Source organism: Janthinobacterium sp. LS2A (assembly GCF_036543145.1).
Taxonomy (GTDB): Bacteria; Pseudomonadota; Gammaproteobacteria; order Burkholderiales; family Burkholderiaceae_D; genus Janthinobacterium; species Janthinobacterium aestuarii.
In genome coordinates this window covers 15,357-37,803 of sequence record NZ_JAZHPB010000007.1, presented here as the reverse complement: position 1 = coordinate 37,803, position 22,447 = coordinate 15,357, and the positions used below count along the sequence as shown (strand labels likewise).

22 protein-coding genes are annotated in these 22,447 nt (G+C 64.3%); 19 read left to right on the top strand and 3 right to left on the bottom strand.

Annotated elements, in window-relative coordinates:
• Nucleotides 1-57 precede the first annotated feature (57 nt).
• Complete coding sequence (locus V3C40_RS19735; protein WP_034750427.1) at nt 58-1,287, top strand: pyridoxal phosphate-dependent aminotransferase; 1,230 nt, start codon at nt 58-60, stop codon at nt 1,285-1,287.
• An 86-nt stretch (nt 1,288-1,373) separates the two neighbouring features.
• Nucleotides 1,374-2,696 (top strand): homoserine dehydrogenase, encoded by a 1,323-nt coding sequence (locus tag V3C40_RS19730; RefSeq protein WP_070305189.1) that lies wholly within the window; start codon nt 1,374-1,376, stop codon nt 2,694-2,696.
• Nucleotides 2,697-2,907: 211 nt separating this feature from the next.
• On the opposite strand, the gene V3C40_RS19725 is transcribed toward V3C40_RS19730, so the two are convergent.
• The 3 genes from V3C40_RS19725 to V3C40_RS19715 are packed head-to-tail and all read right to left on the bottom strand — an operon-like array spanning nt 2,908 to nt 5,515.
• The gene (locus V3C40_RS19725) at nt 2,908-3,258 is read right to left on the bottom strand and encodes a ribonuclease E inhibitor RraB (protein ID WP_081367940.1); all 351 of its coding nucleotides are present in this window, start codon (nt 3,256-3,258) and stop codon (nt 2,908-2,910) included.
• A gap of 23 nt (nt 3,259-3,281) precedes the next feature.
• A complete protein-coding gene (locus V3C40_RS19720; protein ID WP_331778312.1) occupies nt 3,282-4,796 on the bottom strand; it encodes a sensor histidine kinase N-terminal domain-containing protein in 1,515 nt (504 codons plus the stop codon).
• Entirely contained in the window at nt 4,793-5,515 is a 723-nt protein-coding gene (locus tag V3C40_RS19715) for a response regulator (RefSeq protein WP_034750889.1), read from the bottom strand. The genes V3C40_RS19720 and V3C40_RS19715 overlap by 4 nt, the downstream gene beginning before the upstream one ends.
• A 214-nt stretch (nt 5,516-5,729) precedes the next feature.
• Between V3C40_RS19715 and V3C40_RS19710 the strand changes: the two genes are divergently transcribed.
• The 17 genes from V3C40_RS19710 (at nt 5,730) to V3C40_RS19630 (ending at nt 22,445) form a co-directional block, all read left to right on the top strand.
• On the top strand, nt 5,730-6,791 hold the full coding sequence (locus tag V3C40_RS19710) for a porin (protein ID WP_128142349.1): 1,062 nt from the start codon (nt 5,730-5,732) through the stop codon (nt 6,789-6,791).
• A 3-nt stretch (nt 6,792-6,794) separates the two neighbouring features.
• Nucleotides 6,795-7,790 carry a Bug family tripartite tricarboxylate transporter substrate binding protein gene (locus tag V3C40_RS19705; RefSeq protein ID WP_331778311.1) on the top strand — a complete coding sequence of 332 codons (996 nt, stop codon included), beginning with the start codon at nt 6,795-6,797 and terminating at the stop codon, nt 7,788-7,790.
• Between the two features lie 43 nt (nt 7,791-7,833).
• Nucleotides 7,834-8,931, top strand: coding sequence for an ABC transporter substrate-binding protein (locus V3C40_RS19700; protein WP_046685769.1), 1,098 nt, complete (start codon nt 7,834-7,836; stop codon nt 8,929-8,931).
• 69 nt (nt 8,932-9,000) lie between these two features.
• Nucleotides 9,001-10,791 carry an ABC transporter permease gene (locus tag V3C40_RS19695; protein ID WP_072454034.1) on the top strand — a complete coding sequence of 597 codons (1,791 nt, stop codon included), beginning with the start codon at nt 9,001-9,003 and terminating at the stop codon, nt 10,789-10,791.
• 33 nt (nt 10,792-10,824) lie between these two features.
• Complete coding sequence (locus V3C40_RS19690) at nt 10,825-11,898, top strand: ABC transporter ATP-binding protein (protein WP_070305197.1); 1,074 nt, start codon at nt 10,825-10,827, stop codon at nt 11,896-11,898.
• Nucleotides 11,899-12,583: 685 nt separating this feature from the next.
• Nucleotides 12,584-13,345, top strand: coding sequence for a beta-ketoacyl synthase chain length factor (locus V3C40_RS19685; RefSeq protein ID WP_331778310.1), 762 nt, complete (start codon nt 12,584-12,586; stop codon nt 13,343-13,345).
• The gene (locus V3C40_RS19680; protein ID WP_070305201.1) at nt 13,338-14,129 is read left to right on the top strand and encodes a lysophospholipid acyltransferase family protein; all 792 of its coding nucleotides are present in this window, start codon (nt 13,338-13,340) and stop codon (nt 14,127-14,129) included. Before V3C40_RS19685 ends, V3C40_RS19680 begins: the two co-directional genes overlap by 8 nt.
• On the top strand, nt 14,122-14,376 hold the full coding sequence (locus V3C40_RS19675) for a phosphopantetheine-binding protein (protein ID WP_034750401.1): 255 nt from the start codon (nt 14,122-14,124) through the stop codon (nt 14,374-14,376). Before V3C40_RS19680 ends, V3C40_RS19675 begins: the two co-directional genes overlap by 8 nt.
• A 19-nt stretch (nt 14,377-14,395) precedes the next feature.
• Complete coding sequence (locus V3C40_RS19670) at nt 14,396-14,662, top strand: acyl carrier protein (RefSeq protein WP_374106831.1); 267 nt, start codon at nt 14,396-14,398, stop codon at nt 14,660-14,662.
• A 3-nt stretch (nt 14,663-14,665) separates the two neighbouring features.
• Nucleotides 14,666-15,211 (top strand): membrane protein, encoded by a 546-nt coding sequence (locus V3C40_RS19665; RefSeq protein WP_034750396.1) that lies wholly within the window; start codon nt 14,666-14,668, stop codon nt 15,209-15,211.
• Complete coding sequence (locus tag V3C40_RS19660; RefSeq protein WP_331778309.1) at nt 15,204-17,036, top strand: AMP-binding protein; 1,833 nt, start codon at nt 15,204-15,206, stop codon at nt 17,034-17,036. The genes V3C40_RS19665 and V3C40_RS19660 overlap by 8 nt, the downstream gene beginning before the upstream one ends.
• Nucleotides 17,030-18,118 carry a class I SAM-dependent methyltransferase gene (locus tag V3C40_RS19655; RefSeq protein ID WP_331778308.1) on the top strand — a complete coding sequence of 363 codons (1,089 nt, stop codon included), beginning with the start codon at nt 17,030-17,032 and terminating at the stop codon, nt 18,116-18,118. The genes V3C40_RS19660 and V3C40_RS19655 overlap by 7 nt, the downstream gene beginning before the upstream one ends.
• A complete protein-coding gene (locus V3C40_RS19650) occupies nt 18,111-18,866 on the top strand; it encodes a glycosyltransferase family 2 protein (RefSeq protein WP_331778307.1) in 756 nt (251 codons plus the stop codon). Before V3C40_RS19655 ends, V3C40_RS19650 begins: the two co-directional genes overlap by 8 nt.
• A complete protein-coding gene (locus tag V3C40_RS19645; RefSeq protein WP_331778306.1) occupies nt 18,863-19,834 on the top strand; it encodes an LpxL/LpxP family acyltransferase in 972 nt (323 codons plus the stop codon). Before V3C40_RS19650 ends, V3C40_RS19645 begins: the two co-directional genes overlap by 4 nt.
• On the top strand, nt 19,821-21,389 hold the full coding sequence (locus V3C40_RS19640) for an HAL/PAL/TAL family ammonia-lyase (protein ID WP_331778305.1): 1,569 nt from the start codon (nt 19,821-19,823) through the stop codon (nt 21,387-21,389). Before V3C40_RS19645 ends, V3C40_RS19640 begins: the two co-directional genes overlap by 14 nt.
• Nucleotides 21,382-21,837 carry an acyl-CoA thioesterase gene (locus V3C40_RS19635; RefSeq protein ID WP_230517310.1) on the top strand — a complete coding sequence of 152 codons (456 nt, stop codon included), beginning with the start codon at nt 21,382-21,384 and terminating at the stop codon, nt 21,835-21,837. Before V3C40_RS19640 ends, V3C40_RS19635 begins: the two co-directional genes overlap by 8 nt.
• Entirely contained in the window at nt 21,834-22,445 is a 612-nt protein-coding gene (locus V3C40_RS19630; protein ID WP_034750377.1) for a LolA family protein, read from the top strand. Before V3C40_RS19635 ends, V3C40_RS19630 begins: the two co-directional genes overlap by 4 nt.
• The last annotated feature ends 2 nt before the right edge of the window (nt 22,446-22,447 follow it).

The following is a 22,447-nucleotide window of genomic DNA, read 5'->3' as shown; positions in this document are numbered from 1 at the left end:
CGCGGCGGCCACGCTGCAAGTTCTGGTCACCGCGCCGCATCACGACAGGGATTTATTTTGCGACCGATTCAGAAATCGAATAAATTGGCGGACGTCTGCTACGACATCCGCGGCCCGGTCCTGGAAAAATCCAGGCAAATGGAAGAAGAAGGCCACAAGATCACCAAGCTCAATATCGGCAACCTGGCCGTATTCGGCTTCGATCCGCCCGACGAGATCGTGCGCGACATGATGCTCAATCTGCAGAATGCGGCCGGCTATACGGATTCGAAAGGCATGTTCGCGCCGCGCAAGGCCGTCATGCACTACACGCAGGGCAAGAATATCGCCGGCGTGACCATCGATGACATTTACCTGGGCAATGGCGCTTCCGAACTGATCGTCATGTCGATGAACGCCCTGCTCAACAGTGGCGACGAAGTGCTGGTGCCGGCGCCCGACTACCCGCTGTGGACGGCCGCCGTCAGCCTGTCGGGCGGTAATCCCGTGCACTATGTGTGCGACGAACAGAACGAGTGGTATCCCGACATCGAGGACATGCGCCGCAAGATCACGCCGCAAACGAAAGCCATCGTCGTCATCAACCCGAACAACCCCACGGGCGCGCTGTATCCGGTTTCCGTGCTGCTGCAGATCGTCGAACTGGCGCGCCAGCACCAATTGATCATTTTCGCCGACGAGATCTACGACAAGGTGCTGTACGACGAAGCCGAGCACGTGTCGATCGCCTCGCTGGCCGACGACGTGCTGTTCATCACCATGAACGGCCTGTCGAAGAATTACCGCTCCTGCGGCTACCGCTCCGGCTGGATGGTGGTCTCGGGCGAAAAGCGCCACGCAAAAGATTACATCGAGGGCCTCAACATGCTGGCCTCGATGCGGCTATGCGCCAACGCGCCGGGGCAGTTTGCCATCCAGACGGCGCTTGGCGGCTACCAGAGCATACAAGACCTGGTGGGGCCCGGCGGGCGCCTGTTGAAACAGCGCGATCTGGCGCACAAGCTGCTGACCGATATTCCGGGCGTCACCTGTGTCAAGCCGAAGGCCGCGCTGTACATGTTCCCGCGGCTGGATCCGGAGATCTACCCGATCGCCGACGACCAGCAGTTTGCCTATGAATTACTGGCCGAAGCGAAGGTCCTGATCGTGCAGGGCACGGGCTTCAACTGGATCGCGCCCGATCATTTTCGCGTCGTCTTCCTGCCCAACTCCGATGACCTGACCGAGGCCATGGGGCGCATTGCGCGCTTCCTCGAAGGTTACCGCAAGCGTCACGGCCGGGGCTGAACCAGCCAGCAGCAATCTCGATCAACCATACCGATCAACCTGGCGCCGCCCAAGGGGGCGCCACTTATGAGCAGTCAAGCACAACTATGAAATCCATCAAGATCGGCCTGCTGGGCCTGGGCAATGTCGGTTACGGCACGTTCAGCGTCCTGAAACGCAACCAGGAAGAAATCAAGCGCCGCGCTGGCCGCGGCATTGAAGTCGTCGCCGTCGCCGTGCGCGACGTGGCGCGCGCCGAAGCGCTCGTCGCCGGCGGCTGCAAGGTCGTCAATGACCCGCACCTGATCGTCAACGATCCCGAGATCGACATCGTCGTCGAACTGATCGGCGGCTACGACCTGTCGAAAACCCTGGTGATGCAGGCCATTGCCAACGGCAAGCACGTGGTCACGGCCAACAAGGCCCTGCTGGCCGTGCACGGCAACGAAATCTTTGCCGCCGCCCAGGACAAGGGCGTGATGGTGGCCTTCGAAGCGGCCGTCGCCGGCGGCATCCCCATCATCAAGGCGCTGCGCGAAGGCTTGACGGCCAACCGCATCGAATGGATCGCCGGCATCATCAACGGCACCACCAATTTCATCCTGTCCGAAATGCGCGACAAGGGCCTCGATTTCGCCACCGTGCTGAAACAGGCGCAGGAACTCGGTTACGCGGAAGCCGATCCCACCTTCGACATCGAAGGCGTCGACGCCGCGCACAAGGCCACCATCATGTCGGCCATCGCCTTCGGCATCCCGGTGCAGTTCGACAAGGCCTACGTGGAAGGCATCAGCAACCTCAGTGCCGTCGACATCCGCTACGCCGAGCAGCTGGGCTACCGCATCAAGCTGCTGGGCATCACCAAGCGCGCCATCGTCAACGGCGTGGAAGGCATCGAGCTGCGTGTGCATCCGACCCTGATCCCCGCCAAGCGCCTGATCGCCAACGTGGAAGGTGCCATGAACGCGGTGCTCGTGCATGGCGACGCCGTCGGCGCCAGCCTGTACTCGGGCCGCGGCGCGGGCGCCGAGCCGACAGCTTCGTCGGTGATCGCCGACCTGGTCGACATCACGCGCCTGGCCACGGCCGACCCGGAACACCGCGTGCCGCACCTGGCGTTCCAGCCGAACGCGATGACCGATATCGCCATCTTGCCGATGTCGGAAATCACCACCAGCTACTACCTGCGCATGCACGTGGCCGACCAGCCGGGCGTGCTGGCCGACCTCACGCGCATCCTGGCCGAACGCGGCATCTCGATCGACGCCATGCTGCAAAAAGAGCCGGCCGAGGGCGAGACGCATACGGACATCATCATGCTGACGCACCAGACGCAGGAAAAGAACGTCACGGCCGCCATCGAGAAGATGGAAGCGTTGAATAGCGTGGTGGGCACGGTCACCAAGATCCGCCTGGAAAACCTCAGCTGATCGGTTTCAGCGAGCCATGCAAAACGGCGCCCTCGGGCGCCGTTTTTTTATGCGTGATGTTGTCGGATTACGGCGCCCACGTCCATGTGGTCATGGCCAGTAGGTCGGATTAGTGCGAAGGCCGGACGTAATCCGACAACATTGTTGGCGTGACCGATGGTGCTGTCGGATTACGGCCCTTCGGACCTGATCCGGCCTGCGCCTACGCCGATCAAGGCGCGGGGACGGGGCCCACGTCCATGCCGTCATAGCTGGCCAGCTGGTTGTCCTGCGCAAACGCCATCAGTTCGCCATTGCGCGCGTGCAGGCTGTCGACGCCATGCACTTCGGCTTTTTCCACGTGCAGCACCCACACGGGCGGTGCCGCCGGATCGTCGAGTTCCGGCTGGTACAGTTCCACGGGCCGGTAGCCCTGCAGCGCCAGCAGGGTGGCGGCCTGCTCCAGCGGTTCGGAGGTCGGGTTGGTGAAGTAATAGCCCCACAGCAGCGGCTGGGACAAATCCCACGGCGCATTCTCGGCGATATTGGCAAACAGTTCGGTTACGTCGTCTTTGGTCATCATGGCTGCGGGCTTTCATTAAAATCTCAGGGCGCGATCTTAGCACCGACTGGCGCCGGGGCGAAATACACGCCGACTTTCAATCCATGCCCATTCGCCGCCGTCGCCAGTTCCAGCCTGGCGCCGTGCAGGGCCGCGATGTCGCGCACGATGGCCAGGCCCAGGCCGGCGCCGCCAGGGTTGCTCTCGAGCGCCGCGCCGACCCGGTAGAACGGCGTGAACACGCGTTCGCGTTCCGCGGGGGGGATGCCGGCGCCGCTGTCTTCCACTTCCAGCAGCGTTTCGTTTCCATCGCCGCCCGCGCGCACGCGCAGGATTACGCTGCCACCCGGTGGCGTGTAGCGCAGGGCATTGTCGACCAGATTGGCGACAAGTTCATGCAGCAGCAGGGCCTGGCCATGCACGGGCGCTTCGTCGGGCGCTTCCAGCGACAGGTCGATATTTTTGGCGACGGCGGCCATGGCCATTTCCAGCCCTACCTGCTGCGCCATGTCGCGCAGCGCGACGGTGTCCATGGCCAGACTCTCGCCGCCATGCTCGATGCGGGCCAGGGTCAGCAGGCGGTTGGCCAGCAGCACGGTCGAATCGGTGGTGACGGCGATCGAGCGCACGATGTCGCGCAGGGCGGCGATGTCCGGCGGCGCGCCCGCCTGGCGGTCGCATTCGCGCATGGCCAGTTCGGCCTGGGTTTTCAGCACCGTCAACGGCGTGCGCAGCTGGTGCGAGGCATCGGCGATGAAGCGGCGCTGGCTGGCGATCAGCTGCTGCAGGCGTGACATGGCGCCGTTCATGGCGCTCACCAGCGGGCGCATTTCCTTGTGCACCAGCGTGGGATCGACGTCGGACAGGTCGGACAGGGTGCGCGTCTCGACTTCCGTTTTCAGGCGCATCAGCGGGCGCAGCACCAGGCGCACGGCAAACCACACGAGGGCGCCCATCACCAGTATCATCGCCGCCTGCCAGCTCAGGGTATCGAACAGGATCTGGTTCGACAGGCCGCGCCGCGCGTCCAGCGTTTCGGCCACCTGGATCAGGGTGATGCCGCGCATCGAGTCGTCATACACGGGCTGCAGCAGGGCGGCAATGCGGATCGGCTTGCCGTGATAGTCGGCGTGGTAGAAGCGCACCAGGGCCGGATAATTTTGCGAGCGGGGCACGTTTTTCGGCACGGGCGGCAAGTCGCCATAGCCCGATACCAGCTCGCCGTTGATGCCCGTGACCTTGTAGTAGATGCGGCCCAGGGTGTCGGTCTCGAAGCTGTCGAGCGCCACGTAAGGCACTTCGGCCACCACCTTGCCATTGACGATGGAGACTCTTTCGGCCAGCGCCCGCGTTGACGCCAGCAAGGAACGGTCATAGGCCATGTCGGCCGCGTCGAGCGCGTTGCGGTACACAAAAACGGCATCGAGCAGCACCAGCATCACCAGCGGGATGAGCAGCCAGCGCAGCAGCTGGCTGCGCAGGCTGCCCAGCGGCCGGCCCTGCGCCCAGCGCCGGCGCAGGCGCTCGAACAGGGGCAGGCTTGGGGCGCGCTCGGTCATTTCGATGCGGCCGGCGCCATCGCGCTGCGCGGCTGCAGCAGGTAGCCGATGCCGCGCAGGGTGGTGATGACGGCACCGTCGGGCGAACCGGTTTCGACGCCGCTCTCGAGTTTCTTGCGCACGCGGTGGATATACAGTTCGATGGCGTCCAGGTTGGCGTCGTCGGCCAGCGCGAAGACTTCGTCGAACAGCTTTTCCTTCGACACTGCGCGCCCGGAGCGCGTGATCAGCGCTTCGAGCACGGCGTGTTCGCGCGGCGTCAGGGGGAAAGGGGCGCCGGCATAGCTGAACATGCGCGTGACGGTGTCGAAACTGAGCGCGCCGCACGTGTGCACGAGCGCTTCGTTGCCCTGGCTGCGGCGCAGCAGGGCTTTCACGCGTGCTTCGAGTTCGGCCAGTTCGAACGGCTTGGCCATGTAGTCGTCGGCGCCCAGGTTCAGGCCCTGTACTTTTTCATCGAGGCCGCCGCGCGCCGTGAGTATCATGACGGGAGTCTTGCCGCGCGTGCCGCCGCGCGCGCGCAGGCGGCGCAGCACGTCCAGACCATCCATCTTCGGCAGGGTCAGGTCGAGCAGCACCAATGAATATTCCTGCGTATGCAGCAGGGCGTCGGCATCGGCGCCGTTGTGGGCGGTCTCCACCGTCAGGTGCGCGTCGCGCAGGGCCTTTGCCAGCCAGTGCGACAGCTCCAGATGGTCTTCCACTAATAATATGCGCATGGTCTCCGCCATTCGTTTGAATTGGTGCAGTGTAAGCCTGTCGGCACGCCGCCGACAGGGGCCGCAATGAATTTGTTGGTATTGCCTGTGGCTGGCCGGCGACACCTGTCAGTCTGAAAGCCAATTGAAAGGATCGCGATCATATAGTGTGATCCTGATTCATGAAATTGATCAGGCATATCACTAATAACTATATCTAAGGGAGACACTCTACATGAAGAAAACTGCATTCTCGCTGGCCGCCATGGCGGTACTCGCCGCAGCCGGCAGCGCCCACGCCCAATCGAACGTCACCCTGTACGGCCGTCTTGACGCCGGCATCAGCAACACCAGCAACGCCGGTCCGAACAAAAGCTCGATGACGCAAGTCAGTTCCGGCGGCATGAACACGTCGCGCTGGGGCATCCTGGGCAGCGAAGACCTGGGCGGTGGCTTGAAAGCCGTGTTCAATCTGGAAGGCGGCATCCTCGTCGACACGGGCGCGGCCGACGGCGCGCTGTTCAAGCGCCAGGCCAACGTGGGCCTGGAAGGCGCGTTTGGCCGCGTCGTACTGGGACGTTCGTTCACCACCGTGTATGACTTCGTGCTGCCATTCGACCCGATGGCCTATGCGCCGTTCTACTCGTGGGCCACTTCGGCCAACGCGACGGGCCCGAGCAAATACGGCATGACGACGGCCTTCGACAATATGGTCAAGTACTCGGGCAAGACAGGCGGCTTCAGCTACGGCGCATCGTACGGCTTCGGCGAACAGTCGACGGGCAGCTCGGACAGCGCCAAGCTGTCGACGGCCGTCACCTACAAGACTGGTCCGGTCAGCCTGCTGGCCACGTATGAACAGGTGAACGGCAACACCATCGCCGGCGGCGCGCGCGACAAGACCACTGTCTACCACCTGGGCGCGATGTACGACGACGGCCCGTGGAAAGTGCAGGCGGCGGCGCGCGACTACAAGCTCGATCCGGCTGCCTCGGGCAAGGCCGACGTGCGCGGCACCATGTACTGGGGCGGCGTCAGCTACAAGACCACACCGGTCATCACCCTGACGGGCGTGATCTACTACCAGGACGTGAAGAACGTGGCCGCCAACCTCGATGCCGATCCGATCATGTACGTGGCGCGCGTGCGCTATGCCCTGTCCAAGCGCACCGACCTGTACGTGGCCGGCGCTTACGCCAAGGCCAAGCACAACCAGTTGGTCAGCCTGTCGCGTGACGACGCCGGTTTCGGCGACACGCAGCGTGGCCTGATCGCCGGCATCCAGCACCGCTTCTAAGGCATGACGATGCTGCGCACCGTGTTCCTGTCGCTGCTGTTGTTGTCCGCGCTGCTGCCGGCGCTGGCAACGGCCGCCGCGCCTGAAGTCGACTGCGTGGTGCCGTCCAAGCCGGGCGGCGCCATGGACCTGACCTGCAAGCTGGCGCAGAAAGGGCTGCTGCAGCCCGATCCGGCGGTGGCGGCGCCGTTCGCGTCCTCGGTGCGCATCAGCTATCTGCCGGGCGGCATCGGTGCGGTGGCGTGGCGTTCGATGGGTTCGCAGCGCCGGCGTGCCGAAGCCAACACCTTGGTGGTGTTTTCGGGCGGCTCGCTGCTGAACCTGGCGCAAGGAAAGTTCGGCAACGCCAAGACGGGCGACGTGCGCTGGGTGGCGGCGCTGGGCGCCGACTACGGCATGATCGCCGTGCGCAGCGACTCGCCCTACAAGAGCCTGGCCGACCTGATCGCCGCGCTCAAGCGCCACCCCGACAAGGTGCTGATCGGCGTGTCCGGCACCATCGGCAGCCAGGACTGGCTGAAGATGGCGCTGGTGGCGCGCAAGGCCGGCATCGACCCGAAAGTGCTGCGCTTCGTGGCGCTGGAAGGTGGCGGCGAGATCTTCACGGCGATGCAGGCCGATTACGTGCAGGTGATGTCGGGCGATACGTCGGAGGCGACCCTGAACGCGGGAGACAGCCATGCGCGCGTGCTGGCGGTGCTGTCGGAAAAGCGCCTGCCCGGCGTGCTGGCCGGCGTGCCGACGGCGCGCGAGCAGGGCGTCGACGTGGTCTGGCCCATCATCCGCGGCCTGTGGATGGGACCACAGGTGCCGGAAGCCGATTACCAGCGCTGGGTGGCCACGTTCGACCGTGCCATGGCCACGCCGCAGTTTGCCCAGTGGCGCACGCAATCGGGCATGTATCCGTTCGCGCTGACGGGCGACAAATTGACGCAGTACGTGAACCAGGCAGTCGAACGCTACTCCAGGCAGGCGGCCGAACTGGGCCTGATGCGCTGAATCGAATAGCAAACCATACAACAATCACAGACGGAGACAAACCATGCAAACCAAGACCATTCTCGCCATCGCCCTGGCAGCCGCTTTCGCGGGCACCACCGGCGCCGCTTTTGCCCAGGTGCCGGCAGGTTATCCGGCCGACTACCAGAAGATCATCGACGCGGCCAAGAAGGAAGGCAAGGTGGTGATCTACAGCGCCACCGACAGCAAGGCCGCCGCGCCGCTGATCAAGGATTTCAGCGCCCTGTATCCGGGCATCTCGGTCGAATACAACGACATGAATTCGACGGAAGTGTACAACCGTTTCATTTCCGAAGTGGCCGCCGGCGGCAATACGGCCGACGTGATGTGGTCGTCGGCGATGGACTTGCAGATGCGCCTGGCCTCGGACGGCTACGCCCTGAAATACAAGTCGGTCGAAGCATCCAAGATCCCCGGCTGGGCCATGTGGGACGACCAGGCTTACGGCACCACGTTCGAGCCTGCCGCCATCGTCTACAACAAGCGTTTGCTCGACCCCAAGGAAGTGCCGAAGAACCACGACGACTTCGTCAAGCTGATCGCCACGCCGAAATTCAAGGACAAGGTCACCACCTACGACATCGAAAAGTCGGGCGTGGGCTTCATGTTCATGTCGCAGGACGCGAAGGAATATCCGCAGTTCCTGGCGCTGCAAAACGCGTTCGGCACGGCCAAGGTGCGCGTGCAATCGTCGACGGGCACCATGATGGAGCGTATTTCGTCGGGCGAAAACCTGATCGGCTATAACGTGCTGGGCTCCTACGCCCTGGTGCGCGCCAAGACCGACCCGTCGATCGGCGTCGTGCTGCCCAAGGATTACACGCTGATCCTGTCGCGCGTGCAGTTCATCAACAAGAACGCGAAGAACGTCAACGCCAGCAAGCTGTGGCTCGACTACATCCTGTCGCACCGCGGCCAGACCATCATCGCGAACGGCGCCAAGCTGTACGCGATTCGCGCCGACGTCACGGGCGAGACCACCTCGGCGGACCTGATCAAGGAAATCGGCGCGGCCAACATCAAGCCGGTGCCGGTGCACCCGATCATCCTGCAATTCCTGGGGCCAGCCAAGCGCATGGCCTTCTTGAAGCAATGGAAAGAAACAGCCGGCAAGAAGTAACGCCGTCCTGGCCGTCCGCAGGCCCGTGCCCGCGGACGGATGCCGTACCCTTCATTCATTGGATTCATCATGCAAACTGCTATCTTGCCGCTGCCTGCACGGTCGCGCTCTCCCTTGTCGCGCCTGAACTGGCCGCGCGGCGTGGTCGTGGCGATCACCATGGTCGCCATTTTCCTGCCGCTGTTCCTGATTTTTTACCAGAGCTTTTTGAACGCGCCGTTTTTCATGCCGGTGCGCGAATTCGGCTTTGACTCCTACCGTTTCATCTTCGATGATCCCGATTTCTCGATGGCCTTCAAGAATGGCCTGATGCTTGCCTGCGGCCTGACCGTCATTGCCGTGCCGCTGGGCGGCATGCTGGCCTTCCTGATGGTGCGCACCGACTTGCCGGGTCGCGGCTGGGTGGCGCCCATGCTGCTGGTGCCGATCTTTGTCTCGCCGATGGTGATGGGCTTTGGCTACGTCGTGTCGATGGGGCCCGTGGGCTTCTACTCGGTCTGGGCCAAGGAGCTGTTCGGCTTCGTGCCCTGGAATATTTATTCCTTCACCAGCATCGTCATCATCGCCGGCCTGACGCACGTGCCGCACGTCTACCTGTATGCCTCGTCGGCCCTGAAAAGCCTGGGTTCGGACGTGGAAGAAGCGGCCCGCGTGGCCGGTGCTTCACCGGTGCAGGTCATGCTGAACGTGTCGCTGCCGATGATCATGCCGGCGCTGGCGTATGCGGGCGTGCTGGTGTTCTTCCTCGGCTTCGAAGTATTCGGCCTGGTGCTGGTGCTCGGCGATCCGGAAGGCCACTTGGTGCTGCCGACCTATCTGTACAAGCTGACCAACAAACTGGGCACGCCGTCGTACCACCTGATGGCCGCCGTTGCCGTCTGCCTGGTGATGGTGACCATGCCGCTGGTGATGATACAGCGCTGGCTGCTCAAGTCCGCCAACAAATATGTGTCGATCAAGGGCAAGGGCGCGCGCAGCAAAGCCATGCCGCTGGGCCGCTGGAAGTGGCTGGCGTTTGCCTTGCTGGCGGGCTGGCTGATCTTCACCATCATCCTGCCGCTGACGGGCATCGTGCTGCGCTCCTTCGTGCAGTACTGGGGCGAGGGCGTGCACCTGGCCGACGTGCTGACCTTGCAGCATTTCCGCGATATTTTCGACCAGCCATCGCTGGTGCGCGGCATCGTCAACACGATCCTGATCGGCGTCGTTGGCGGCGCGCTGGCCGTGGGCTGCTACAGCTTCATCGCGCTGGCCATGCACCGCAAGCAGGACGGCGTCACGCGCCTGCTCGATTACAGCGTGCTGGTGCCGCGCGCCGTGCCGGGTTTGCTCGCAGGCCTGTCGTTCCTGTGGGTGTTCCTGTTCGTGCCGGCCTGGCTCGACGGCATGTTGAAAGGCATGGATAACGGCGTGGCCCTGTGGCTGAGCGGCCATGTGATCCCGGTGCTGCGCGAAGTACGCTCGACGATCTTCGCCCTGTGGCTCGCGTATTCGGTGGTGTGGATGGCCTACGGCATGCGTTTGATTTCCACCGCTCTGCTGCAGGTGGGGCCGGAACTGGAAGAGGCGGCGCGCGCCGTCGGCGCCAACCGTGGCCAGGTGACGCGCGACGTGACCCTGCCGCTGATCAAATACGGTTTGCTGGGCGCCTGGCTGATGGTGTTCCTGATCTTCGAGCGCGAATATTCGACGGGCGTATATCTGCTCTCGCCGGGCACGGAAGTGATCGGCGCCATGCTGGTATCGCTGTGGGCGGGCGGTTCGACCGACCTGGTGGCGGCGCTGTCCTTCATCAATATCACCCTGGTGGCCATCGGCCTGGGCATCGCGCTGCGCTTCGGCGTGAAGTTACACAACTGAGTTGCATAACTAAGAATAGACTGAGACCACATCATGAATGAATTGACCGTCAATGAGCTGTACCTGGACTACGGCACCGGCGCCTCCGCCAACCAGATCCTGAAGGGTGTCTCGATGCACCTGAAAAAAGGCGAAGTGGTCGCCCTGCTGGGGCCTTCGGGCAGCGGCAAGACCACCTTGCTGCGCGCCGTCGCCGGGCTGGAAAGCCCGAAGGCGGGCACGATCGAGATCGGCGAGCGCAATGTCTTCGATGGCGCGAAGCATTTCGAAATGCCGGCCGAGCACCGCAACCTGGGACTGGTGTTCCAGTCGTACGCGCTGTGGCCGCACAAGACCGTGTTCGACAACGTCGCCTACGGCCTCAAACTGCGCAAGATGGGCAGCACGGAAATCGCCGCGCGCATCAAGGAAGTATTGACGCAGCTGGGCCTGGGGCACCTGGGCGAGCGCTATCCGCACCAGCTGTCCGGCGGCCAGCAGCAGCGCGTGGCGATCGCCCGTGCGCTGGTGTACAACCCGCCCGTGATCCTGCTCGACGAACCGCTGTCGAACCTGGACGCCAAGCTGCGCGAGGAAGCGCGCGCCTTCCTGCGCGAGCTGATCGTGCGCCTGGGCCTGTCCGCGCTGATGGTGACGCATGACCAGGGCGAAGCGATGGCCATTTCCGACCGTATTCTGCTGCTCAATAACGGCAAGATCGAGCAGCAGGGCACGCCGCAAAGCATGTATGAAACGCCGGATACCCTGTTCACGGCCGAATTCATGGGCAGTAACAATCGCCTGCCCGGCAAGGTGGTGCAGCGCGAAGGCAATCAGGTGCGCCTGCTGGTCGATGGCGCCTCCATGCAGGGCGTGGCGCGCGGCGCCAACGTGGGCACGGAAGTGACGACCATGATCCGTGTCGAGGAAGTGAAGATCAGCGCCACGCAGGTGGACAACGCCATCGAGCTGCCGCTGCTGACGTGCATGTACCTGGGCGACCGCTGGGAATGCCTGTTCGAGCGCGGCGGCGCCGAGAACATCAGCCTGCGCGCCTATTCGCGCCACAAGCTCGAAGCGGGCAAGTACTGGCTGCACATGCCGGCCGATAAGCTCTGGGTGTTTTAACGGTACCGCGGTGGCCACCTTGGCGCGCAGTCTGTGCCGCGCTGGCCACCGGTTTTGCATCGCCCCCGTATTTCACGGCGCCCGTGCCGGCCTTTCTCATTCTCCATGCGCAGTGATCGCCGGCGCCTTGCCGTTCACGCTGGCGCCATGCCACCGCCTTCTTTGTCATGGCCGTGGATGGCACTGCTGGCCGCTCCATTCTTTTCCCTGCTGACAAGACAACGCCGCCTGAGTTGAATCGGCCGGCTGAAACTCGCATAAAGCAAACGCTCTGTATTGCCCTTGAAGCGCGCCCTTTAATCCTCGCTGCCGCCATGCGCGGGTAATATGGGGGCGCCGTTGCGCCATGCCGCATGTGTTATCTAAAAACAACGCTCTTATGTGTCGCATGCCCGGCTTGTCTTGATCATGGATAAAAAAACACCCGTTCCGAGAATGCCGATGGTTTGCCGGAAAAGGCTGATTTTTCCATCGGAAGAGAATGGATACGAGTGTTACAAATAGTAACTAGGGCGGGGTATTCTTTAAAAGACGGGTTTTGTATTTACATTTAAAAAGTTGCCGCATGGCCATTTATTTTAGTTATTTTTACTTCCATCGTTTATAATTTGAAAAGAACGCCGGCGAGGCTTTTTGCGCAGTTTTGACGTGAGTTCGCCCTTTTTTTGAGCTCAGGAAAATGCATATGCGCACCGATGGTGTCCGTTTTTCAATTGTCAGACATGCCGCATGGGCACCGGGCCTGGAAACGCCGCAGCAATGGCAGGCGTGGGCGCAAAGCGCCTTGCCCATCGCGCCGATTGCCGCTGCCGGCGAGCCGGGCGTGCGTGCGATGGCGCCGATGCTGCGCCGCCGCGCCGGTCAGCTGGGCAAGATGGCGCTCGAAGTGGCGTACACCTGCCTCGGCGAACAGCGCGATATTCCGCTCGTCTTTTGTTCCCGCCACGGCGAGGTGGCGCGCGCCGTCGAACTGTTGTCGGCGCTGGCCCAGGGCGAACCCCTGTCGCCGACGGCGTTCGGCATGGCCGTGCACAATGCCAGCGCAGGCCTGTTTTCCATCGCCCGCGCCGATACGGCGAATCAGCTGGCCATCGCCGCCGGTGCGGCCAGCCTCGAAGCCGCGGTGATCGAGGCGTGCGGCTTGCTGGCCGATGGCGCGGCGCAGGTATTGCTGGTGCTGGCGGAGTGTCCCTTGCCAGTGCCATTTGAAGCTTTTGAAGACTGTCACGAGCAATCGCATGCGTTTGCCTGGCTGCTGCAGGCCGAGGCTGCCCCGGGCACCGCTTTCAGCCTGACGTGGCGTCCCCGCAGCGGTGATGATGCGTTGGCGGCTGCCCCCGGCGCCATGCCGGGCAGCCTGGCCGTGTTGCGATTCATGCTCGGCGAGGCCCGCACGTTCGTGCACGCGGCCAACCGCCAGGCATGGTGCTGGAGCCGCCATGCATAAGCTGGAGGCTGTTCGCGCCGGCATATCGATAGGCTGGCGCACGATCGCGACCGCGCTCAGTTTCGCCGCCTTCGGCCTCGGTGGCTTGCTGTTGCGCGTGCTGGTGTTCCCCGTGCTGCAGGTGCTGGTGTGGCGGCGCGACACGCGCATCGCCTGCGCGCGCGCGATCATCCGCTGGAGTTTTCGCCTGTATATCGGCCTGATGCGTTTTCTCGGCGTGCTGCGCTATGACTTGCGCGGTCTCGACAAGCTGGAACGCGGCGGCTTGCTGATCCTGGCCAATCATCCGACCCTGATCGACACGATTTTCCTGATGGCGTATGTCAAGCAGGCCGATTGCATCGTCAAGTCCGATTTGTGGAATAACCCGTTTACGGGCGGCCCCGTGCGCGCGGCCGGCTATATCAATAACACGGGCGGCGCCGAACTGGTGGACGCCTGCCTGGCATCGCTGGAGCGCGGCAATAACCTGATCATTTTCCCGGAAGGCACGCGCACGCCATGCAGCGGCGAAGTCGTGCTGAAGCGGGGCGCGGCGAATATCGCCGTGCGCGGCCGCCGCGACGTGACGCCGGTGCTGATACGTTGCCTGCCCAGGACCCTGGGCAAGGGCGAGCCATGGTGGCGCGTGCCGGCCCGCCGTGCGCATTTCGAGATCGCCGTGCAGGACGACCTGGCGATCGGCGAGTTTACCGGCGGTGGCGCCAGCGACGTGATGGCGGCGCGCACCTTGACCACTCATCTGCAACATTACTTTAGCGGGAAACAGGAACAACATGCTTGAACAAGAAGTGAAGGAACTGATCATCGAGGCGCTGCAACTGGAAGACGTGAGCGCTGCCGATATCGATACGGATGCACCCCTGTTTGTCGAGGGCCTGGGACTCGATTCGATCGATGCGCTGGAACTGGGCGTCGCCCTGCAAAAAAAATATGGCATTTCCCTGTCGGCCGATTCGGCCGATACGCGCCGCCACTTTGCCTCGGTACGGGCGCTGGCGGCGATGGTTGACACTCACAGAAAGAAGTAAGGAGCAGCAAATGGTAGATATGAGCGCAATGAGCCGCGATGAACTGTACGCATGGGTGGTGCAGCTGCTGGCCGAAATGTTCGAGCTCGATCCGGCGGCGCTGACGCCGCAATCGAATCTGTACGCCGAACTCGATATCGACAGCATCGACGCGGTCGACCTGGCGGTCAAGCTGAAGCAGCTGACGGGCAAGCGCCTGCAGCCGGAAGTATTCAAGACCATCCGCACGATCGACGATGTGGTCGAAGCGCTGCGCGCGATGTCGGTGTCGGAACAGGCGGCGTAACGCGTGCTGCTCAATGCCGTCGCGTTGCTGCTGACCGTACTGTATCCGCTGGCGATCTGGTTCGGTCACGGCCAGGTCGAGCCACGCTGGCTGGCGCTGCTGCTGTTGCTGGCTGCCGCCTGCCGCCTGCCCGCGCTGAAGCTGCAGCGCGCCGCGCGCTGGTCGGTGGCGGCCGCACTGCTGCTGGCCGCCATCGCCCTGTGGAGCAACCTGCTGCTGCCGCTGAAACTGTATCCGGTACTGGTCAACGTCGTCTTGCTGGCCACCTTCGGCTACAGCCTGTGGGCGCCGCCGTCGGTGGTGGAACGCCTGGCGCGCTTGCGCGAGAAGGATTTTCCACCCGCCGCCGTGCGCTATACGCGCCGTGTGACGCAAGTCTGGTGCGGTTTTTTCATCGTCAATGGCAGCATCGCGCTGGGTACGGCACTGTGGGCCAGCGAAGCCGTCTGGTCGCTGTACACGGGCGTCATCGCCTATATCCTGATGGCTCTGTTATTTGGCGGCGAGTATCTCGTCCGCCTGCGTTTTAAGCGTTTGCACCATGCCTGAATCCTCGTTGCCGCAAGCTCCCGTGCCTGACGCACATCCGCCGATTTCCCCGCTGGCGCGCCTTGCGCTGTCCATGCATGGCCGCCCGCCGTCCATGCCCGTCGGCTGGCGCGATGGCGCGGTGCTCGATCATGCGCACTTTGCGGCGCGCATGTCCGCCTGGGCCGGCTTGCTGGAAGGCCAGGCAGGACGCCATTTCGCTTTGTACCTGGACGACAGCATCGAGTTTGGCGCCGCCTTGCTGGGCGCCTGGCAGGCGGGCAAGACCGTCTGGCTGACGGCCGATACGCTGCCGGGCAGCTGCGCTTCGCTGGCTGCGTCCGTCGACGGTTTCCTGGGTCAGTTCCCGGCTGTGCATGCGCCGCTGCCGCTGCCAGCGGACAGCCTGGCCGAGCGTGCGTGGACGCAGCTTGCCGACGATTTCCCAGCGCTGGTGGTGTACACCTCGGGCAGCACGGGCGCGGCGCAAGCCATCCCGAAAAAACTCTCGCAGCTGGCCAGCGAGGTGGCCACGCTGGAGCAGCTGTTTGGCGAACACGCCGATGGCGCGGCCGTCGTCGCCACCGTCTCGCACCAGCATATCTACGGCTTGCTGTTCAAGGTCTTGTGGCCGCTGGCCGCCGGGCGTGCCGTGCATGCGCACAGCGTGGACTACCCGGAACAGCTGGCGGCCTTGCTGGCGCGCGGTCCGTGCGTGCTGGCCGCCAGCCCCGCGCACCTGAAACGCCTGCCGGAACACATCGACTGGTCGGGCGCGCGGGCGCAACTGCGCGCCGTGTTTTCCTCGGGCGGGCCGCTGGCCCTGGACAGTGCGCTGGCGGCGGGGCATTTGTTGGGCCGCGTGCCGCGCGAAATCTATGGCAGCTCGGAGACCGGCGGCGTCGCCTGGCGCCAGCGCGTGCCGGAGCACCCTGACGACGAGAGCTGGCAGGGTTTTCCTGGCGTGGACTGGCGCCTGCTGGACGATGGCGCGCTGGAAGTGCGTTCGGCGCACCTGGCCGACGACGGCTGGTTATGTCTGGCCGACCGCGCGCGCGAAACGGCGCCAGGACGCTTCCAATTGTTGGGACGCAGCGACCGCATCGTGAAGATCGAAGAAAAACGCATTTCCCTCAATGCCATCGAAGCGGCATTGCTGGCCACGCCGCTGGTGCTGGACGCGCGTGTGCTGCTGTGCGATGCGCCGGCCGGCGAGCGTCAGAAGGTGGCCGCCTTTATCGTCTGCAGCGCCGCCGGCCGCGCGCTGCTCGACGCCGAAGGCAAGCTGGCCCTGAACCGCCAGTTGCAAACGGCGCTGGGCGGCCAGGTCGACGCCGTTGCCGTGCCGCGCCGCTGGCGTTACCTGGAACAACTGCCCATCAATGCGCAGGGCAAGACGACGCAGGCGCTGTTGCTGGCATTGCTCGAGAAACCCCGCTTGCCGCATGCGCGGCTGATCGAGCGTTCGGCCGAAGGCGAAACGCCACGGTTGCTGTTCGAGCTGCACGTCCCGGCGAATCTGTTCTATTTCGAGGGCCATTTCACGGGCGCACCCTTGCTGCCCGGCGTGGTGCAAGTGGAGTGGGCGCTGCACTTCGCGCGCCAGCACCTGGACCTGCCCGCGCGGTTCCGCGCCATGCATGCGCTGAAATTCCAGCAGCCGGTCATGCCGGACCGGCCCGTGCGGCTGGCGCTCGAATACGACGCGTCCAAGGCCAGCCTGCAATTTCGTTATCTGTCGGACGCCGGCCAGCATGCCAGCGGCCGCATCCTGTTTCACCCGAATGCCGCTGCCGTTCCCGATGGCGGCGCCGATACACCCACTCCAGCAGCGAGCGCATGTTAGATAAAAAATTCTCACCCGAACGCCAGACCGCCTTTGCCGCCCGTTACGAGGCGCAAAAAATCGCTTTCGGTCCCGTCGTCTTTCAATGCGTGCGCTATGCCTGGAAGCGCGGCATGCTGCAGGCCCTGGCCGACACGGGCCACAGCGGCCTGACGATTGCCGACATGGCCGCCAGCGGCCGCTGGACGGAGTATGCGCTGAAGGTGGCGCTCGAATCGTGCCTGTCGGCCGGCGTCGTCTCGCTGCGCGATGGCGCGTATGTGCTCGATAAAGTCGGTTTTTGCATGCTGACGGACAGCATCACCCAGGTCAACCTGGACTTCATGCATGACGTCTGCTACCAGGGCTTGTTCGACCTGGACCGCTCGCTCGACGCCGAGCAGCCGCTGGGACTGGCCGCGCTGGGCGACTGGCCCACCCTGTACCAGGGCCTGTCGGCCTTGTCGGAGCCGGCCAAGGGCAGCTGGTTCGCCTTCGATCACCATTATTCGGATACATCGTTCCCCGAGATCTTCCCGGACGTCTTCGCCACGGCGCCGCGCCGCATCATGGACATCGGCGCCAATACGGGCAAGTTCGCCAGTGCGGCGCTGGCCTACCATGCGGGCGTGGAACTGCACCTGGTCGACCTGGAGCGCCAGCTGGCGGTGGCGGACCGGACTCTCACCGATGCCGGCGTGCGCGAGCGGGCCCATTTGCACGCCTGCGACCTGCTCGACGACGCGGCGCCGCTGCCGGCCGGCATGGACCTGATCTGGATGAGCCAATTTCTCAGCTGTTTCAGCGAGCCTGCCATCGCCAGCATCCTGCGCCGCGTGGCGCAGGCACTGGGGCCGAACGGGCAAGTGCTGATCATGGATACCTTCTGGGACCGCCAGCAGTACGATATCGCCGCCTACTGCCTGATCAACACCTCGCCGTACTTCACGGCCATGGCCAGCGGTAACAGCAAGATTTACCAGAGCACCGACTATATCCGCCTGGCGCAAGCGGCCGGACTGGAATTGCTGACCACGCGCGACGGTATCGGCTATTGCCATTCGCTGCTGCGCTTTGGCCGCGCCGGAGCGCACAGTGACTGAAGTGCGTTTTCAACCGTGCATCGTGATCCCCGTGTTCAATCATGAACACGCGATCGGCGCCGTGGTGCGGCGCCTGCTGCCGCATGGCGTGCCGCTGATCCTCGTCGACGACGGCAGCGCCGCTGCCGGCGCGCGCACCCTGGACGCGCTGGCCGCCGCGCATCCGTCGCGCGTGACTCTGCTGCGCCATGCGCACAACCAGGGCAAGGGCGGGGCGGTGCTGACGGGCTGCCGCCACGCGCATGCGCACGGCTACAGCCATGCGTTGCAGATCGATGCGGACGGCCAGCACGAAACGGACGACGTGCCGCGCTTCCTGGCGCAGGCGCAGGCCACGCCGGCGGCGGTGGTGATCGGCTATCCCGTGTACGACGCCTCGGTACCCAGGGCGCGCTACTACGGCCGTTATGCGACGCATATCTGGGTATGGATCAATACCCTGTCGCTGCAGATCCGCGACTCCATGTGCGGTTTCCGCGTCTATCCGCTGGCGCCCCTGGCGGCGCTGGCGCAGCGTGGCGTGCTGGGACAGCGCATGAATTTCGACACCGATGTGCTGGTGCGTCTGTACTGGGATGGCTTGTCGATGGCGAATCTGCCCACGCGCGTCGGTTACCCCAGCGACGGCGTCTCGCACTTTGAACTGTGGCGCGACAACGTGCTCATTTCGCGCATGCACGCGCGTCTGTTTTTCGGCATGCTGTGGCGCGCACCGCGCCTGCTGGCCCGCCACTGGCGCGCGCGATGACGGCAGCACCGCAGCCGCCGCGCGGACACTGGTCCGGCTTCAATGAGGTCAGCTTTGTGGCCGGCATGCGCCTGCTGTTCTGGATCTGCCGCGTCTTTGGCCGCTGGCCTTTCCGCATGGTGCTGTACCCCGTGCTGGCCTGGTACGTGCTGACCAAGCCGCGTGCGCGCCGCGTGTCGCGCAGCTACTTGCGTCGCGTCGCGGCCTGCGGCGGCCCGGCAAACCTGACCGTGCTGCGGCACTTTGCCACGTTTGCCGAAACCATCCTCGACAAGATGCTGCTATGGGGCGGCTTGTACGACACGCGCAGCGTGAGCCTGCATGGCGTCGATGGCGACGATGGCGTCAACCGCTGTCTGGACGAGGGGCGCGGCGCCTTGCTGATCTGCGCCCACCTGGGCAACCTGGATTTGTGTCGCGTACTCTCGCAGCGCAATACGCGCTTGAAGCTGACGGTGCTCGTGCACACGCGTCATGCGCAAGCGTTCAACCGCATGCTCGAAACGCTCAATCCGGACAGCCAGCTCAATCTGATGCAGGTAACGGAAATCACGCCTGCCACGGCCATGCTGCTGGCGGAAAAGGTGGCGCAAGGCGAGTTCGTGGTGATCGCCGGCGACCGCGTTCCCGTCTCGCCGCAGCCGCGCGTGGCGGTGGCGCCTTTCCTGGGGCAGCCGGCCGCTTTCCCGATCGGCCCGTATGTGCTGGCCAGCGTGCTGCAATGCCCCGTGTATCTGCTGTTTTCCATGCGCATCGGCCAGCGCTCCGAAATACATTTCGAACTGTTCCGCGAGTCGCTGCACCTGCCGCGCAAGGCACGCGAGGCGATGCTGGCCGAACTGGCGGCCGCCTATGCGGCGCGCCTGCAACACCACTGCCTGCGCGCGCCGCTCGAATGGTTCAACTTCTACGATTTTTGGCAACTCCCCGATACTTCAAGACTGGATACTCCCGATGCAACTCGCTGACCTGAAAAACACCCGGCGCGCCGTCCGCTTCGACCGCGAGCGCCTGCGCATCGAAGACATTACCGATATCGCGCATGGCCGGGCCAGCGCCGAACTGTCCAGCGACCCCGTCTTTCTGGCGGCGATCGCGCGCGGCGCCGATTTCCTCGACCGCCTGCTGCGCGAGGATGGCACCATCTATGGCGTGACCACGGGCTACGGCGATTCGTGCACGGTGACCGTGCCGCCGGAACTGGTGGCCGAACTGCCGCACCACCTGTACACCTATCACGGCTGCGGCCTGGGCGAATTCTTCACGCCGGCGCAGACGCGCGCCATCATGGCCACGCGCCTGGCGTCGCTCTCCAAGGGTTTTTCCGGCGTCAGCGTGGAGCTGCTGGCGCAGATCGCGCGCCTGCTCGATGCGGGCCTGCTGCCGCTGATCCCGTCCGAAGGCTCGGTCGGCGCCAGCGGCGACCTGACGCCGCTGTCCTACCTGGCGGCCGTATTGTGCGGCGAGCGCGAAGTGTGGCGCGACGGCGTGCAAGTGCCGGCGCAGCAGGCGCTGCGCGAAGCGGGCATCGCGCCGCTGCGCCTGCGTCCGAAGGAAGGCCTGGCGATCATGAACGGCACGGCCGTCATGACGGCGCTGGCCTGCCTTGCGTATGAGCGCGCCGAATACCTGACGCGCCTGACGACGCGCATCACGGCCATGGCCTCGTTTGCGCTCGACGGTAACGCGCACCACTTCGATGAAACCCTGTTCTCCGTCAAGCCCCATCCCGGCATGCAGCAAGTGGCGGCCTGGCTGCGCGCCGATCTGCCCACCGATTCCTGGGAGCGCAACGGCAAGCGGCTGCAGGACCGCTACTCGATCCGCTGCGCGCCGCACGTGATCGGCGTGCTGGCCGACGCCTTGCCTTGGCTGCGTTCGTCGATCGAGAATGAACTCAATAGCGCCAACGACAATCCGATCATCGACGCCGAAGGCGAACGCGTGCTGCATGGCGGCCATTTCTACGGCGGCCATATCGCCTTCGCCATGGACAGCATGAAGAATACGGTGGCCAACCTGGCCGACTTGCTGGACCGCCAGATGGCCTTGCTCGTCGACAGCCGTTACAACCAGGGCTTGCCGGCCAACCTGTCGGGCGCCACGGGACCGCGTGCGGCCATCAACCACGGCCTGAAGGCATTGCAGATCAGCGCCTCCGCCTGGACGGCCGAAGCGCTGAAGCTGACCATGCCGGCCTCCGTGTTTTCGCGCTCGACGGAATGCCACAACCAGGACAAGGTCAGCATGGGCACCATCGCCGCGCGCGACTGCCTGCGCGTGCTGGAACTGTGCGAGCAGGTGGCCGCGGCCCTGCTGATTACCGTGCGCCAGGGCGTCTGGCTGCGCTGCAAGGTCAATCCCGACGTGCCACCGCAAGCGGCGCTGGCGGCGATGATGGAGGCGCTGGCCGCCGATATCGCGCCCGTCGAGGAAGACCGCCGGCTCGACCCGGAACTGCGCGTGCTGCTTGAACGCATGCGCGCCCAGGCGTGGCCACTGTACGGAGCCGGGAATGACTGAGACGCATAAAGTGCGCGGCAAGAAGGCCACGCCCAGCCGCTGGCACGCCGAAGTGGAAATGCAGGTGCAGTTCTTCGACCTGGACCCGATGGAGATCGTCTGGCACGGCCGCTACGTGAAATACCTCGAAGTGGTGCGCTGCGCGCTGCTCGACAGCATCGGCTACAACTACGTCGACATGAAGGCCTCCGGCTATGCCTGGCCCGTGATCGACATGCACTTGCGCTATGTGGCGCCAGCCACCTTTGGCCAGCGCCTGACCTTGCGCGCCGACCTGGTGGAGTGGGAAGACCGCTTGAAGATCGAGTACCTGGTCAGCGACAGCGCGACGGGCAAGCGCCTGAACCGCGCCAGCACGACGCAGGTGGCCGTCGATATCGCCAGCGGCGAGATGTGCTTTGCCTCGCCGCCGGTACTGTTTGAAAAATTGGGATTGAAGGCCGTATGAAAAAACAATTCAAAATCCTGTTGGCGGGCCTGTGCCTGCTGGCGATGGCGCCGCTGCACGCGGCCGCGCCGGTAGCGAAGATCGAGGCCATGCTGGCCAAGCCGCAGCAGCTGTGCGGCCGCTTCGACCAGAGCAAGCAGCTGGCCGGCATGAAGAAGGCGCTGGCGTCGAATGGCCGCTTTTGCGTGGTGGCCGGAAAAGGCGTGCTGTGGCGCACCTTGCAGCCGTTTCCGAATACCCTGCGCCTGACGCGCGACGAGATCGTGCATTTCCAGGGCGAGCGCGTGGCCATGCGCCTCGACGCGAAGACGGAGCCGGTGGTCAAGATGATCAACAGCGTGCTGTTTTCGCTGCTGGCCGGCGACCTGGCGCAACTCGATACGCTGTTTGAAGTGGACGGCAGCATCGATGGCGGTACCTGGCAGGTGGCGCTGAAGGCGCGCCAGCCGGCGCTGGCCAAGGCCATCGGCAGCATCCGCCTCGATGGCGGCGCCTTCGTGAAAAACATCAGCATCAGCGAAGCGAGCGGCGACCGTACGAGCATCGTGTTCTCGGCGATTGAAACGGGACCGTCCGCCATCACGGCGCAAGAGGCGGCCCTGTTTTGAAC